The following is a 14760-nucleotide window of genomic DNA, read 5'->3' on the forward strand; positions in this document are numbered from 1 at the left end:
GCATGACCCGGACGCCGGAGGAGCCCGCAGCGAAGCGACCGCCGGGCCGCCCGGCGCGGATCAGCCGCGACGCGATCGTCGAGGCGGTCGCCGCCACCGCGAACCTCGACACGATGACCGTGCGCGAGGTGGCCGCGCGGTTGCAGGTCACCCACGGGGCGCTCTACCGCTGGGTGCGCACCCGCGACGAGCTGGTCGACCTGGTCAGCGGGACCCTGGTCGACCGCGTCGTGCGCAGGATCGACGGCGCCGCCGGGGAACCGCCGACCACCCCGGAGCTCCTGCGACGCCTGGGGTGGGCCATGCACGACGAGTTCCTCGCCCTGCCCGGCTACGCCACCCACCTGTCCCGGCCGCACCGCCACCACGGGCCGTCGGTGGAGCGGATCCGGGACACCGTCGTCACGGCGCTCGTCCGCGACGGCGTCGACGGGGCGATGGCCGAGCAGAGCTGGCAGATCTTCGTCACGTGCACGGTCGGCTGGCTGGCCGCCGTCGAGAACGCCCAGCACCCCGGCGCGGGGACGCCGCACTTCGCGGTCTTCCTGGACGTCCTCGTCCGGGGGCTGCCCGCCCGGGCCCCCGGCACCGGCCGGTAGCGCGGGACCACCGGCTCCCGCGTCCGGATCCCCGCGGGAGGCACGGCGGTGATCACCGGTTGTGGAGGACGGCGCCCGCGTCGCGAACGGATCGCTCCACAACCGGTGATCTTCTGACGCCGGCCGGGCCGAGGCGACGTCCGGTCAGGCGTTCGCGCCGCTCACCGCGGAACCGGCCGGAGCCGGGGAGGTGTGCTCGGCGGCCGGCGCCGCGGCCTTCTGCGGCCGGCGGGCGCGCAGCCGCGCGAGCAGGCTGCCCTCGGGGCGTTCGGCCAGTGCCGAGGTGAACCGGTCCAGGAAGATCGCCACGATGACGACGGCGAGCCCGCCCTCGACGCCGGTCGCGATGTCGAGCTGGGTGACCGCGCTGACCACCGTCGTGCCCAGCCCGTCGGCACCGGCCAGGCCCGCGACGACCACCATCGACAACGCCAGCATGATCACCTGGTTGACGCCGGCCATGATCGACGGCAGCGCCATCGGCAGCTGCACCTCGCGCAGGATCTGACGCGGGTGCGCCCCGAACGCGTGCGCGGCCTCCACGACCTCGCCGTCGACGCCCCGGATGCCCAGCTCGGTGAGCCGGACCGCCGGCGCGATCGAGAACACGATCGTCGCGACGACGCCCGGCACCACGCCGATGCCGAACAGCAGCACCACCGGGATCAGGTAGACGAACGCCGGGACCGTCTGCGCCAGGTCGAGGACCGGGCGCAGCGTCCGGCTCGCCGCGCGGCTGCGGGCGGCCCAGATGCCCAGCGGCACACCGATCGCCACCGCGATCAGCGCCGCGACGAGCACCAGGCCGAAGGTCTCCATCGTCTCGGTCCACAGGTCGAACGAGGACACGAGGAGGAAGCCGATCAGGGTGAACACCGCGAACCCGACCCCGCGCACGAGCAGCGCGAGCGCCACGAGCAGTACCAGCCAGACCCACCACACCGGGGCGGTGAAGACCGAGGTCACGGCCTCGACGACGGCAGTGATCGCGACCCCGATGGCGTCGAACACGACCCCGGCGTTCTGCAGCAGCCAGAGGATGAACGCCTCGACGTAGCTCCCGAACTCGAACCTGGGCATCAGGCGTTCCTCCCGTCGGCGGCGGCCTCGTCGTGGGTCGACAGGGCGGCGAGCACGGCACCCCGCGGGACGACGCCGGTGAGGCGGCCGTCGTCGACCACCGCGAGCGGGACCGGGTTGCGTCCGACCTGGTGCAGCAGGTCGATGAGCGGCCGGTCCGGTTCGGTGGTGCGGTACTCCTCGACCAGCGCGGACCGGTCGATGCCGGTGGCGCCCCGTCCCGCGGCGTGGCCGAGCCAGTCGTCGCGGACGACGCCGAGGATGCGGTGGTCGTCGTCGACGACGTAGGCGCCGGTCGCCTCGGCCCGGCCGAGCCGGACCAGCACGTCGGCGGGGCGCTCGTCGAGGGTCACGGTGATGCGGGCCTCGCGGATCACGTCGGCGGCGGTGAGCACCCGGCTGCGGTCGACGTCGGAGACGAACTCGGCGACGTAGTCGTCGGCCGGGGACTCCAGGATCTGCGGTCCGGTGCCGACCTGGACCAGGCGGCCGTCCTTGAGCAGCAGGATGCGGTCGCCGAGCAGCATGGCCTCGTTGAGGTCGTGGGTGATGAACACGATGGTCTTCTTCAGGTCCCGCTGCAGACGGACGAGCAGTTGCTGCATGTCGCGCCGGATCAGCGGGTCCAGCGCGGAGTAGGGCTCGTCCATCAGGAGCACGTCGGTGTCGCTGGCCAGCGCCCGGGCGAGCCCGACGCGTTGCTGCATGCCGCCCGAGAGCTGGCCGGGCAGCGCGTCGGCGCGCTCGCCGAGGCCGACCTGCTCCAGCGCCCACTCCGCCTTCTCCCGGCGGGTGCGGGCGTCGACGCCGCGGATCTGCAGCCCGTACTCGGCGTTCTGCCGGACGGTGCGGTGCGGCAGCAGCGCGAAGTGCTGGAACACCATCGCGATCCGCTCGTTGCGCAGGGTGCGCAGGTCGGCGTCGCCGAGGGAGCCGAGGTCGCGGCCGTCGACGGTGATGCTGCCCGAGGTCGGTTCGATGAGCCGGTTCAGCAGCCGGACCAGCGTCGACTTGCCCGATCCGGACAGGCCCATGATCACGAACAGCTCGCCGTCGGCGATGTCGAAGGACACGTCGTGCACGGCGAGGGTGGCGCCGGTGCGGCGCTGGATCCCGCTGCGCCCCTCGCCCTCCCCGGCCAGCCGGACGGCCTCGTCGGCGGCCCTGCCGTCGCCGAAGACCTTGGTCAGGTTCCGTACCTCGATCATGCTCCGGCTCCCACCCACTGGCGGACGCGGTCCGGGTGCGCGGCCACGTAGTCCCGCGCCACCACCTCCACGTCCTCGTTGTCCACGTCGACCCGCTGGAGCATCTGCTCGACATCGGCCAGCGGCAGCTCGAACCGGCGCAGCATCGCCGCGAATCCGGGGCTGGTGCGTGCCAGGTCCGGGCTCGCCGCGGTCCAGGCCGAGTACGCCGGCATGGCGCAGGCGCCGTCGCCGGTGGTGTAGCAGTCCTCCCGTGCCGGGGTCGGCTCCGTCAGCTTCGTCAGCCGGAGCTCCTCGAAGATGTAGTGCGGGCGGTACAGGTAGACCAGGATCGGCTGGCGGCGCTCGTAGGCGCGGCGCAGCTCCGCGATCTGCGCGGCCTCGCTGGAGGTCACCTGCTCCAGGTTCAGCCGGTAGCCGGCGAGGCGCTTCGCGTTGTACTCGGTGGTGAGGAAGCTGGGGTCGGAGTCGACGAGCCGGTTGCCGAGGGCGTCGGCGTAGTCGTTCAGCTGGGTCACGCTGGTCAGCCCGGCCAGCGGCTGACCCGGCTCGACCGCGTAGCTGGGGACGTACCAGCCCTGCTCGGCTCCCTGGTACGTCGGGTGCACCAGCCCGATCCGGTCCTGCGCCTTCGCGGCGAGCTCGGACTGGTTGGGCATCGCGACCTCGGTGAGGGCGTCGACGTCGCCGCGCTGGGCGCCGGCCCAGGCGGTCGCGGGTCCGACCTGGATGGTCTTGAGCCGCCCGACGCCGAGCTCCGGGTGGGTCGCGACGACCTCACCGAGGATCGCGTTGGTCAGCTTCGCCGCGCTCCACGGGAACTGGGCGAGCCGGACGGTCGGGCCGTCGGCACCGGCGGACGCACAGCCGGATGCGGCCAGCAGTACCGCGAGCAGGGTGGTGACCAGGCGGACGGTCCTGGTCCGGGGTACGGCAACGGGCGGATCGGCCACGGGGGCACGTCCTCTCGGGGGTCGTCGGCTCTCCGCGTCCCGGTCGGCTTCAGGACACGCGGGCAGGCGTCAACGACAGGCGGACGACCACATCCGGCACAGGTCGACGTGCAGACGCGACGTCAGCCGGAGGTCGGGAATCACGCAAACGAGCCTTCACGACCGTTCCGGACGGCGCAACAGCGAGCACTACGATCGTGATGTGCCTGCGACGTCGCTGCTCGAACTGGACGGTCTGCGCCACGAGTACTCCGACACCGGCGGCCCCGGCGACGGCCGTGCGCCCCTGCTGTTCCTGCACGAGGGGCTCGGCTCGGTCGGTCTGTGGCGCGGGTTCCCCGAGCGGGTCGCGGCCGCGTCCGAGCGCCGGGCCGTCGCGTACTCCCGGCTCGGGCACGGCCGCTCCGACCGGCCCCGCGACCCGCGGACCACGGCGTTCATGGCGACCGAGGCGACGACGACCGTCCCGGCCCTGTGCGCCGCGCTCGGCCTGGACCGCCCGGTCCTCGTCGGACACTCCGACGGCGGCACGATCGCGCTGCTCGCGGCCGCGGCGATGCCGGTGAGCGGGGTGGTGGTCCTCGCCCCGCACGTGCTGACCGAGCCGTTCGCCCTCACCGCGATCCGGGCGGCCCGCACCGCGTTCGACGACGGCGACCTCCGCACCCGGATGGCCCGCCACCACGACGACCCGGACGCCGCGTTCCGCGGGTGGAACGACATGTGGCTGGCCGAGGAGTTCACCTCCTGGGACGTCCGCGACGCGCTGGCCGGCATCACCGCCCCGGTGCTGGGTCTGCAGGGCGATGACGACCCCTACGGCACCGTTGTGCACGTGCGCGCGGTGGCCGAGCGGGCGTCCGGCCCGGTCACGGTCACCGAGCTGCCGTGCGGGCACGCGCCCCACCTGGAGCTCCCCGACGAGACCGCCGAGGCGATCACCGCGTTCCTGCGCACCCTGCCCTGATCGCGGGTTCGCGCGCGGAACCGTGGTGCGCGCGCGACGGGACGCAGGCGGGGTCCGGATCCGCGCGCGGACGCGTGATCATGGGGGCGGGGTGGCGGTCCAGGCGGTCCAGCGGGTGGGGGTCAGGGCCAGGACCGGGCCCTGCGGTGGCTGCGCGGCGTACGGCTCGTACCTCTCCGCGAGCGCCGCGACGGCGCGGGCGTGCAGGTCGCCGTCGTCGTGGATCGCGCAGGTGGCGTCCAGGCGGACCCACCACAGCTGCGACCAGTCGTCGTCGTAGTGGTCGGCGAGCAGGGCCACCCGCGGGTCGGCCTCGATGTCGCGCAGCCGCGCGAGGCGGCGGTGCCGCTTGGGCTTGACGTCGTCGACGGCCGACATCACCAGCCCGTCGACGAGTGCGAAGGTGACCGGCACCAGGCGCGGGGTGCCGTCGGTGGCGCGGATCGTCGCGAGCCGCGCCACCCGCGCGCCGGTCAGCAGCGCGCGGGCGGCGGTCTCGTCGAGGGAGGGCACGGGCTCAGGCCGCCGGGACGTCCACCCGGACGGCGAGCAGCTGCGCCAGGCGGGTGTCGCGGCGCTCGTGCTCGGCGAACCCGGGGGCGGTGCAGAGGAACAGGGTGTGGCCGTCGTCGCCGCCGAGGGCGCAGGCGTAGGTGCCGACCTGGCCGGTGGAGACCTCGCCGTCGACCAGCCCGCCGGGGCGGACCCGGATCGCCCGGTTGCCGATGGCGTCGGCGACCCAGATCGCACCCTCCGCATCGGGGGCGGAGATGCCGTCCGGGGCGACGGTGAGCTCGGCGATGGCGTCGAACGGGTCCTCGGCGGCCGACGGCGGACCGAACAGCGCCCAGTCCCGGCGCGGGCCGAGGGTGCCGTCGTCGCCGACCGCGAAGGCGGACATCCGGTTGCCGAAGGTCTCGGCGACGACGAGGTCCCCACCGGACAGCGCGGGTCCGTTCGCGAAGTGCAGCGGCTCGCTCGCCACCGACACGGAACCGTCCGGCGCGACGCGCAGCAGCGGCGCGGCGGCGCGCGGGGCGCCGTTCATCAGGTCGAAGCCGAAGCTGCCCACCCAGAGGCCACCGCCGTCGTCGACGATCATGTCGTTGAGCACGTGCTCGGCGTGGCCGGACAGGTCGGCGTGGGTGACGAGGGTGCCGTCGGTCTCGCGGCGCAGGATCCGCCGGTCCCGCATGGACACGATCAGCAGCCTGCCGTCGGGCAGCCAGCCCAGACCGGAGGGCTGCTGGGGCACCTCGGCCTCGGTGCGCAGGTCCGACCCGTCGGCGCGGGCCGAGAGGACCCGGTGGGTGTAGAAGTCGCTGACCCAGATCCTCCCGTCGTGCCAGCGTGGCCCCTCGAGGAACGACATGTCCGACAACATCGTCGACAGCTCCGTCATGGCGATCAGTCTGGCCTCCCGGGAATCGGGGCGCCAGCGCGGTCGTTGACCGTGCAACAACCACCGACCGTGGAGGTCCCGATGCCCGCCGTCTCCGTCGCCGACGTCAGCGCCCTGCCTCGCGTGCCCGTCCCGGGCCCGACCGACCTGGACCGGGGCGTCCGCAGCGTCACCACCGCCCCGCGCGGGTACGAGGGCGAGGGCTTCCCGGTCCGCCGTGCCTTCCAGGGGGTGGACCTGCGCGATCTCGACCCGTTCCTGCACATGGACCAGATGGGCGAGGTCGAGTACGCCCCGGGCGAGCCGAAGGGCACCTCCTGGCACCCGCACCGCGGCTTCGAGACCGTCACCTACATCATCGACGGGACCTTCGAGCACGGTGACAGCCACGGCGGCGGCGGGACGATCACCGACGGCGACACCCAGTGGATGACCGCCGGCTCGGGCCTGCTGCACATCGAGCGCCCGCCGGAGTCGCTGGTGCGCAGCGGCGGGCTGTTCCACGGCCTGCAGCTGTGGGTGAACCTCCCGCGCGCGGACAAGTGGCTGCCGCCGAAGTACCAGGACCTGCGCGGCGGTGAGGCCGCCCTGGTCACCACGCCCGACGGCGGCGCGCTGCTGCGGGTGATCGCCGGCGACGTGGCGGGCGCATCCGGACCGGGCTCGACCCACACCCCGATGGCGATGGTGCACGCGACCGTCTCCCCCGGCTCGCAGCTGCGGCTGCCCTGGCCGCGGCCCTACAACGCGCTGGTCTACGTGCTGAACGGGTCCGGCACCGTCGGTGCGGACCGGCGCCCGGTCCGCACCGGCCAGCTCGCCGTGTTCGGCCCCGGGGACCTGATCACCGTCGAGGGCGGCACGGGGCAGGAGTCCCGTCACCCGTCGCTGGACGTGGTGGTGCTGGGCGGGCAGCCGATCCGCGAGCCCGTCGCGTGGGCGGGCCCGTTCGTGATGAACACCCGCGAGGAGGTGCAGCAGGCGTTCGAGGACTACCAGCGCGGCCGCCTCGGCGTGGTGCCGTCGGACTACGTGCCGCACGGCTCCCTCCCCGGCTCGTTCAACTGACGGGTTGAGTACGGGCCCTCCCGGCGCTACGGTGTATTCAATCGAGAGGTTGAACGAGGAGGAGACGTGGAGGACCGGCTGAACCGGGTTTTCGCCGCACTGGCGGACCCGATCCGGCGCGACATGGTGGCCCGGCTGGCGACGGCCGACGCGACCGTGAACGAGCTGGCCGAGCCCTACGACGTCTCCGTGCAGGCCGTCTCCAAGCACATCCGGGTGCTGGAGGACGCGGGGCTGGTCCGGCGCAGCCGGCAGGCCCAGCGCCGTCCGGTGCACCTCGAGGCGGAGGTCTTCGACCTGATGACGGCCTGGATCGAGCGGTACCGGCGGCAGGTGGAGGAGCGCTACGCGCGCCTCGACGACCTGCTCGCCGAGGGCGCACCCACCGAGCACGAGGAGACGGCATGAGCACCACCGGTACCCGCGGCACGGCCATCGACACCGTCGACGACCTGCCCGCCATCCGCATCACCCGCGAGTTCGACGCCCCGCCGGAGCGGGTCTTCGACGCCCACGTCGACGAGGACAAGGTCGTGCGCTGGCTGGGCCCGCGCGGGCTGACGATGACCGTGCACCGCTGGGACGCCGCGACCGGCGGCGGCTACCGCTACACCCACGCCGACGAGGGCGGCGAGTACCGCTTCTTCGGCTCGTTCCACGAGGTCCGGGCCCCCGAGCGGATCGTGCAGACCTTCACCTTCGAGGGCTTCGGCGACAGCGTCTGCCTGGAGACGATGACCCTGACCCCGCTGCCCGGCGGGCGGACCCGGCTGGTCGCGGAGTCGCTCTACGACTCGTTCGCCGCCCGCGACGCGATGCTCGCCTCGGGGATGGACGTCGGGGTGAACGAGGGCTACGAGCAGCTCGACGAGCTGCTCGCCGAGCGGGCGCCCTCCCGGTAGGCCGCGGGGGTCAGGCCCGTCGCGCGTTTGAACACCTGCCCGAAGTGCGACGGCCCGCGGAACCCCCACCGCGACCCGATCGCCGCGGCGGGCACGTCGGCCAGTGCGGGGTCGGCCAGGTCGCGCCGGCACATCTCGACCCGCCGCGCGCGGATCCAGGCCGCGGCGCTCGTGCCGGTCCCCGCGAACAGGTTGTGCAGGTGGCGCGCGGAGACGAAGTGCGCGGCGGCGATCCCGGCGGGGGCGAGGTCCGGGTCGCCGAGGTGCGCCTCGACGTGGGCCTTGATCCGGTCCAGCAGGTCGCAGTGCGGGGCGGGCTCGGCACCGGCGGTGCTCCGCAGCAGCACCCCGACCAGGTCCACGGCGTGCCGCACCGCGACGGCGGCGTGCGGACCCATCGCGAGCCGGTGCGCGTCGAGGTGGCGCAGAGTGTCGCAGACGTAGCCGGCCAGGCCGGGGCCGGCGTCGAAGGCGGTGCCCGCCACCCCGGTGAGGGGCTCGCCGCGGGGCTCGACGCGGTCGCGCGGGAACCGCACGCACAGCGCGCGGAACGCCCGGTCCGCGGTGGGGGTCCCCGGGTGGGCCGGGTCCAGCAGCGCCCACCGCCCGGGGACCAGCGGCTCGCCGTCGCCGAGCAGGGCACTGCCCGCGAGCGCCACGACCAGCACGAGCCGGTCGTCGCCGGGGGCGGGCAGGTCGCCGGTGACGGTGGTGAAGGAGACGCCGTCCGGTCCGGGGACGGAGCCGGGTCCGGAGTCGGTGGGACGGTCGGCGACGGTCGTCATCGGCGGCTCCTGGTCGTGCTGGTGGCCGCACCCAGCCTAGTCACGCCGTAGCCGCCCGCCGGGCCGGTGCGGGCGTGCACGCGGGCGACAGCGGTCTGCGCCCGTCGGCGATGTGCCGCGGCCGCGGTGTTCCTAGCGTCGGGCACGTGGCTCATGTCGAAGGCTCGCACCATGTGACCCTGTCCGTCGCCGGCGCCCAGGAGGACGTCGACTTCCACACGAAGATCCTCGGCATGCGCTTCATCAAGCGCACCGTCCTGTTCGACGGCTCGCTGCCGATCTACCACCTCTACTACTCCAACGCCGACGGCGACCCGTCCAGCGTCGTGACCACGTTCCCGTGGGCGCAGGCGGGCCAGTTCGGCACCCGCGGCACCAACCAGGCCCGCGAGGTGCTGCTGTCGGTGCCCGAGGACTCGCTGGACTACTGGTCGGCGCGGCTGCGCTCGCACGACGTCGAGGCGACCGACCTGGAGCGCTTCGACCGGCGCCGCCTGGCGTTCCGGCACCCGTCGGGCATCGAGTACCAGTTCGTCGGCACCACCGGCGACCCGCGGCGCGGCTACGAGGGCAACGGTGTGCCCGGTGAGCACGCGATCCACGGCATCCACGGCGTCGGGGTGCACATGACCACCCCGGACCGGATGGTCGAGTTCGCCGACACCTCGTTCTTCGCCCAGGGCGCCCCCGTCGAGGACGGCGACGTATTCGGCCTGCGGATCGGCGACGCGAAGGTCGGCAACCACCTGGAGATCACCGTCAACCGCCGCGATGACCAGGGCACCTGGCGCTACGGCGCGGGCACCTACCACCACTTCGCGTGGAACGTGTCCGACCTGGCGAACCAGGACGCGGTGAAGTTCGACATCGAGGGCGCCGGCTACACCGACATCTCCGAGCTCAAGGACCGCAAGTACTTCAAGAGCGTCTACGTCCGGACGCCGAGCGGGGCGCTGTTCGAGCTGGCCGTCACCCACGACGAGGGCGGCTGGACCTGCGACGAGTCCCCGCAGGAGCTCGGGACCCGGTTCCAGCTGCCCGAGCAGTTCGAGCACCGGCGCGAGGAGATCTTCGCCAAGCTGGAACCGATCGAGGACTGATGGCGACCTGGGGGGATCCGGACGCGCCGCTGGTCGTGCTCGCCCTGCACGGGCGGGGCCGCGACCCCGACGACATGCGGGCCACCGCGGCCCGGTTCGGGGACGTGCCCGCCCGGTTCGTCGCGCCGCCGGCGCCGGGCGGCAGCTGGTACCCGAAGCCGTTCCTGGAGCCGTTCGACGAGAACCGCGACGCGCTGCTGCGTGCCCTGGGCATCGTCGACGACGAGCTGGCCCGGCTCGCCGACGCCGGTGTCGGCCGGGACCGGGTGGTGCTGTGGGGGTTCTCCCAGGGCGCCTGCCTGGCCGCGCACCACCTACTGGTGCGCGACCCGCGCCCGTGCGCGGGACTGGTGCTGTTCACCGGCGGGTTCGTCGGTCCGGAGCCGGTCCCGGCGCCACCGGCCGGGGCGCTGGCCCCGACCCCGGCGGTGCTGCGGTCGATCTCGCACGACCCGTGGGTGCCCGCGCACCGGGTCACCGAGACCGCATCGCTGCTGGTCGCCGGCGGTGCGCGGGTGGACCTGCGGATCGACGACGGCGACGAGCACGTGATCACCGACGAGGCGTGCGCGGCCGCGGCCGGGCTCCTGCACGCGGTCGCTGTCGGGGGTCGCCTCTAGCGTGGGGGTGTGTTCGTCGTCCACGCCCTGCACTCCCCCACCCGGGGCGTCCTGCTGTGGGCGGAGGACGGCGAGCGCACCCCCCGCACCGACCGCCGGTCGCTGCGCACGGCGCGGCCGCACCCGTTCGCGGTGCCGTCGGACGAGCTGGCCGCGATCCATCCGGGCAAGCCGGCGTCGGTGACGGTGCTGCTGCCCTCGCACCCGTCGGGCCCGCAGGACTCCCCCGGCCTGGTCCGGTCCCGGCCGCGCACCCGGAGCCGAGGCACGCCGACGCTGGCGCCGTGGACGGTGCCCGCGGTCGTCGTCGACCCCTCCGAGCTGACCGACCCCTCCGACGAGGTCCGCTACGGCGCCGGGTTCGCCCACCTCGCCGACCTCGCCCGGCTGGCCGAGGAGCTCGCGGCCCGCGGCCGGGTGCTGCCGGTGCTGCTCGCCGAGTCCGGCCGGCCCGCGGCGCGCTGGCGCCCGGTCGTCCAGGGTCTCGACGCGGTCGCCCGCGCCGACCTGGTGCGGCGGCTGCCCCCGGTCGCACGGGCCGAGCAGCGCCGCCCCGGCGACGTCGCCGGGCAGGACCCGGACACCCTGGTCGACGCCGCGCTGGCCCGGTTCACCGACGCCGCCGTCCGCGAGCGGCTGGGGCGCAGCGCCGCGATGCCCGTCCCGCTGCCCGCCCGCGCGGACGCCCCGGCGTCGCTGCTGCACGCGCTGACCGGCCCGTCGGCGGACCTGCCCGCGACCGGTGCCGGGCTGCGGGTGCTGCGCGAGGCACTGGCCGTGTGGGACGACGTCGGCCGCGAGCAGCCCGGCGCCGCCACCGCGCTGTTCCGGCTCGCCGAGGTCTCCACCCTGCACGACCCGGCCGACCCCGGCCCGGACCTCGACGACCAGACCGGCGACGGCACCCGGTGGGAGCTCCAGTTCGCGCTGCGCTCCACCGAGGACCCGAGCCTGGTGTTCGACGCGGCCGGCGTGTGGGCCGGGGAGGCCGACGCCCTGGTCTCCGGCGCGCAGGACGTGCTGCTGGCCGAGCTGGGGCGGGCCGCGCAGGTGCTGCCCGGGCTGGTGCCCGCACTGCGCCGGGCCCGCCCGACCGGGCTCGAGCTCGACGTCACCGGCGCCCACCGGTTCCTCACCCGGGACGCACCCGCGCTGCTCTCGGCCGGGTTCGGGGTGGCGCTGCCGCGCGGCTGGGACGGGCGCCGCCCGCTGGGGCTGCGGCTGTCGGCGTCGTCGGCCCCGGCGCCGGGGGTGATCACCCGCGGCGGGCTGGGCCGTGACGAGCTGGCGGAGTTCCGCTGGTCGCTCGCCGTCGGCGACGAGGAGCTGGGCGAGTCCGAGATCGCCGCGCTGGTGGCGGCGAAGGCGCCGCTGGTCCGGCTGCGCGGGCGCTGGGTCGCCGTCGACGCCCAGGCGCTGGCCCAGGGGCTGGACTTCCTGCGCCGCCACCGGGACCGGCCGCCCACCGTCGGCGAGGTGCTGGCCGCGGCCCGTGGTGAGGCGGGCGCCCCGCTTCCGGTGACCGACGTGTCCGCCCGCGGGCACCTCGGGGCGCTGCTGGAGGGCACCGCCGAGGCGACGCTGACGCCGGTGCCGTCGCCGCCGGGGTTCACCGCGACGCTGCGCCCCTACCAGGAGCGCGGGGTGGCGTGGCTGGCGTTCCTGTCGTCGCTGGGGCTGGGGGCGTGCCTGGCCGACGACATGGGGCTGGGCAAGACCGTCCAGCTGCTGGCCCTGGAGGCCCACGACCGGTCCGGCGGGCCGACCGGCGCCCCGACCCTGATCGTGTGCCCGATGTCGATGGTCGGCACCTGGCAGCGGGAGGCCGCGACGTTCGCACCCGGCCTGCGGGTGCACGCCCACCACGGGGCCGCCCGCCCGCGCGGCGATGCCCTGCACGCCCGGCTCGGCGAGGCCGACCTCGTCGTCACCACCTACGCGACCGCGACCCGCGACGCCGAGGACCTGCGGGCGTGGCGGTTCCACCGGCTCGTCCTCGACGAGGCCCAGATGATCAAGAACGCGCACGCGGCGGCGTCGCGCACGATGCGGTCGTTCGACGCCGGCCACCGGGTCGCGCTGACCGGAACCCCGATGGAGAACCGGCTGGCCGAGCTGTGGTCGGTGATGGACTTCCTCAACCCCGGCGTGCTCGGGGTGCCGGAGGTGTTCCGGCAGCGGTTCGCTGTGCCGATCGAGCGCCACCGCGACGCCGGGACGGCCCGCATGCTGCGCCGGATCACCCGGCCCTACCTGCTGCGGCGGGTGAAGACCGACCCCACGGTGATCGACGACCTGCCGGAGAAGATCGAGATCGTGGCCGACCACCGGCTCACCCGGGAGCAGGCGTCGCTGTACCGGACCGTCGTCGACGACATGATGGAGAAGATCGAGGGCAGCGACGGCATCGAGCGCCGCGGCAACGTGCTGGCCGCGATGAGCAAGCTCAAGCAGGTCTGCAACCACCCCGCGCAGCTGCTGCACGACGGGTCCCCGATCCACCGCAGCGGCGGGCGGCACCGCTCGGGCAAGGTCGCCCGGCTGGAGGAGATCCTGGAGCCGGTGCTCGCCGCCGGGGACCGGGCGCTGCTGTTCACCCAGTACACCGAGTTCGCCGCGATGCTGCGCCCGCACCTGTCGGCGCGGTTCGACACCGAGGTGCTCTACCTGCACGGCGGCACCCCGAAGAAGCGGCGCGACGAGATGGTCGCCCGGTTCCAGTCCGGGGAGGGACCGTCGCTGTTCCTGCTCTCGCTGCGCGCGGGCGGCACCGGGCTCACGCTCACCGCGGCGAACCACGTGATCCACCTGGACCGGTGGTGGAACCCGGCGGTGGAGGACCAGGCCACCGACCGGGCGTTCCGGATCGGGCAGCGGCGCGCGGTGCAGGTGCGCCGGTTCGTGTGCCCGGGGACGGTCGAGGAGCGGATCGAGGATCTGGTCACGGCGAAGCGGTCGCTGTCGGACATGGTGGTGACCGGCGGGGAGGACTGGCTGACGTCGCTGTCGACCTCCGAGCTGCGTGCGGTGTTCGCGCTCGGCTCGGACGCGGTGGCCGACCCCGACGAGGAGACGGGCGACGCCGATGAGTGACCGGCCGTTCTGGGCGCAGGAGGACTTCACCGGTGGGCCGCCGCGCCGCGTCGAGGGCGGGATCCGGATCCACGCGTCGAGGGGCGCGGTCGCCCGGACCTGGTGGTCGGCGCGGTTCCTGGCGGTGCTGGAGCGGCTCGGCGTCGGCGGGCGGCTCTCGCGTGGCCGCAGCTACGCCCGGTCGGGGCAGATCGTGTCCCTCGACGTCGACGCGGGCGCCGTGGTCGCGCTGGTGCAGGGCACCCGGCCGCAGCCGTACCGGGTCCGGATCGGGCTGGGGGTCTGGGACAAGACGCAGTGGCGGCGCGTGGAGCAGGCCCTGGCCGCCGACGCCTGGTACACCGCGGCCCTGCTGTCGGGGACCGTGCCCCCGGAGATCGAGGAGCTGCTCGACGGCCTGGAGCTCTCGTTGTTCCCGGCCGCGGGCGCCGACCTGTCGCAGGACTGCTCGTGCCCGGACCACACGGTGCCGTGCAAGCACCTGGCCGCGGTGTTCTACGTGCTGGCCGAGCGCTGCGACACCGACCCGTTCACCCTGCTCACGCTGCGCGGACGCGACCGGGACACGCTGCTGGAGCGGTTGCGGGCCGAGCGCGACAGTGGCGACGGCCCGTCCGGACCGGCCGGGCCGGCGCCGCTGGCGGACCTGCTGGACAGCTTCTGGGAGGGCACGGCGGGGTCCGCTCCCCCGCGGCCGCCGGACACCGAGCCGGGCGCGGTGCTGGACCAGGTGCCCGAGCCGTCGCTGCGGTCCGGCGGCGGGCGGCTGACCGACGCGTTGCGGCCGGTGTACCGGGCGCTGGCCCACCCGGACGCGTGAGGAGCGGGAAACGTGTGAGGGCCCGGTCGCCGTGGTCGAGCGACCGGGCCCTCGTCCCGAACTGACGCGCCGCTCCCACCACGAAGCGACACGTGAAACTTAGCCAAGGCTTACCTACGCTGTCAAGCCGTGGGCGGGAGCGGATGCTCCCGGAGGGCCGGGA

General features: G+C 74.6%; 15 protein-coding genes. 9 read left to right on the plus strand and 6 right to left on the minus strand.

Annotated elements, in window-relative coordinates; genetic code table 11:
- Nucleotides 1–2: 2 nt before the first annotated feature.
- Nucleotides 3–599 (plus strand): TetR/AcrR family transcriptional regulator, encoded by a 597-nt coding sequence (locus tag DMP17_RS34200; RefSeq protein WP_337831694.1) that lies wholly within the window; start codon nucleotides 3–5, stop codon nucleotides 597–599.
- Between the two features lie 144 nt (nucleotides 600–743).
- Here the strand turns inward: DMP17_RS34200 and DMP17_RS34205 are convergent, their stop codons facing one another.
- Genes DMP17_RS34205 through DMP17_RS34215 form a run of 3 tightly spaced genes read right to left on the minus strand, consistent with a single transcriptional unit; the run spans nucleotide 744 to nucleotide 3840 of the window.
- Nucleotides 744–1679 (minus strand): ABC transporter permease, encoded by a 936-nt coding sequence (locus tag DMP17_RS34205; protein WP_337831695.1) that lies wholly within the window; start codon nucleotides 1677–1679, stop codon nucleotides 744–746.
- Nucleotides 1679–2887 carry a quaternary amine ABC transporter ATP-binding protein gene (locus DMP17_RS34210; protein WP_226357413.1) on the minus strand — a complete coding sequence of 403 codons (1209 nt, stop codon included), beginning with the start codon at nucleotides 2885–2887 and terminating at the stop codon, nucleotides 1679–1681. Before DMP17_RS34210 ends, DMP17_RS34205 begins: the two co-directional genes overlap by 1 nt.
- The gene (locus DMP17_RS34215) at nucleotides 2884–3840 is read right to left on the minus strand and encodes a glycine betaine ABC transporter substrate-binding protein (RefSeq protein WP_337831696.1); all 957 of its coding nucleotides are present in this window, start codon (nucleotides 3838–3840) and stop codon (nucleotides 2884–2886) included. The genes DMP17_RS34210 and DMP17_RS34215 overlap by 4 nt, the downstream gene beginning before the upstream one ends.
- Nucleotides 3841–4042: 202 nt before the next feature.
- On the opposite strand from DMP17_RS34215, the gene DMP17_RS34220 reads away from it, so the two are divergent.
- Nucleotides 4043–4807 carry an alpha/beta fold hydrolase gene (locus DMP17_RS34220; protein ID WP_337831697.1) on the plus strand — a complete coding sequence of 255 codons (765 nt, stop codon included), beginning with the start codon at nucleotides 4043–4045 and terminating at the stop codon, nucleotides 4805–4807.
- 78 nt (nucleotides 4808–4885) lie between these two features.
- Here the strand turns inward: DMP17_RS34220 and DMP17_RS34225 are convergent, their stop codons facing one another.
- Both DMP17_RS34225 and DMP17_RS34230 read right to left on the minus strand, forming a co-directional pair.
- Nucleotides 4886–5320 carry a TIGR03668 family PPOX class F420-dependent oxidoreductase gene (locus DMP17_RS34225; protein WP_337831698.1) on the minus strand — a complete coding sequence of 145 codons (435 nt, stop codon included), beginning with the start codon at nucleotides 5318–5320 and terminating at the stop codon, nucleotides 4886–4888.
- 4 nt (nucleotides 5321–5324) lie between these two features.
- Nucleotides 5325–6209: an SMP-30/gluconolactonase/LRE family protein gene (locus DMP17_RS34230; protein WP_337831699.1), complete on the minus strand. Its 885-nt coding sequence runs from the start codon at nucleotides 6207–6209 to the stop codon at nucleotides 5325–5327.
- Nucleotides 6210–6290: 81 nt separating this feature from the next.
- On the opposite strand from DMP17_RS34230, the gene DMP17_RS34235 reads away from it, so the two are divergent.
- The 3 genes from DMP17_RS34235 (at nucleotide 6291) to DMP17_RS34245 (ending at nucleotide 8179) form a co-directional block, all read left to right on the plus strand.
- Nucleotides 6291–7277 (plus strand): pirin family protein, encoded by a 987-nt coding sequence (locus DMP17_RS34235; RefSeq protein ID WP_337831700.1) that lies wholly within the window; start codon nucleotides 6291–6293, stop codon nucleotides 7275–7277.
- A gap of 66 nt (nucleotides 7278–7343) precedes the next feature.
- The gene (locus DMP17_RS34240; protein ID WP_226357419.1) at nucleotides 7344–7685 is read left to right on the plus strand and encodes an ArsR/SmtB family transcription factor; all 342 of its coding nucleotides are present in this window, start codon (nucleotides 7344–7346) and stop codon (nucleotides 7683–7685) included.
- Nucleotides 7682–8179, plus strand: a complete 498-nt coding sequence (locus DMP17_RS34245; RefSeq protein WP_226357420.1) for an SRPBCC family protein — start codon at nucleotides 7682–7684, stop codon at nucleotides 8177–8179. The genes DMP17_RS34240 and DMP17_RS34245 overlap by 4 nt, the downstream gene beginning before the upstream one ends.
- On the opposite strand, the gene DMP17_RS34250 is transcribed toward DMP17_RS34245, so the two are convergent.
- Complete coding sequence (locus DMP17_RS34250; protein WP_337831701.1) at nucleotides 8131–8964, minus strand: helix-turn-helix domain-containing protein; 834 nt, start codon at nucleotides 8962–8964, stop codon at nucleotides 8131–8133. The genes DMP17_RS34245 and DMP17_RS34250 overlap by 49 nt on opposite strands.
- 146 nt (nucleotides 8965–9110) lie before the next feature.
- Here DMP17_RS34250 and DMP17_RS34255 point away from each other — a divergent pair, with 146 nt between their 5' ends.
- From DMP17_RS34255 to DMP17_RS34270, 4 genes are read left to right on the plus strand one after another with little or no spacing between them, the layout of a single operon-like run.
- Nucleotides 9111–10064, plus strand: coding sequence for a VOC family protein (locus tag DMP17_RS34255; RefSeq protein ID WP_226357422.1), 954 nt, complete (start codon nucleotides 9111–9113; stop codon nucleotides 10062–10064).
- Nucleotides 10064–10684, plus strand: coding sequence for an alpha/beta hydrolase (locus DMP17_RS34260; RefSeq protein ID WP_226357423.1), 621 nt, complete (start codon nucleotides 10064–10066; stop codon nucleotides 10682–10684). The genes DMP17_RS34255 and DMP17_RS34260 overlap by 1 nt, the downstream gene beginning before the upstream one ends.
- A gap of 9 nt (nucleotides 10685–10693) precedes the next feature.
- Complete coding sequence (locus DMP17_RS34265; protein ID WP_337831702.1) at nucleotides 10694–13777, plus strand: DEAD/DEAH box helicase; 3084 nt, start codon at nucleotides 10694–10696, stop codon at nucleotides 13775–13777.
- Nucleotides 13770–14597 (plus strand): SWIM zinc finger family protein, encoded by an 828-nt coding sequence (locus DMP17_RS34270; protein WP_337831703.1) that lies wholly within the window; start codon nucleotides 13770–13772, stop codon nucleotides 14595–14597. The genes DMP17_RS34265 and DMP17_RS34270 overlap by 8 nt, the downstream gene beginning before the upstream one ends.
- Nucleotides 14598–14760 lie beyond the last annotated feature (163 nt).

The sequence above is a fragment of the Pseudonocardia sp. TMWB2A genome, from assembly GCF_017312135.1.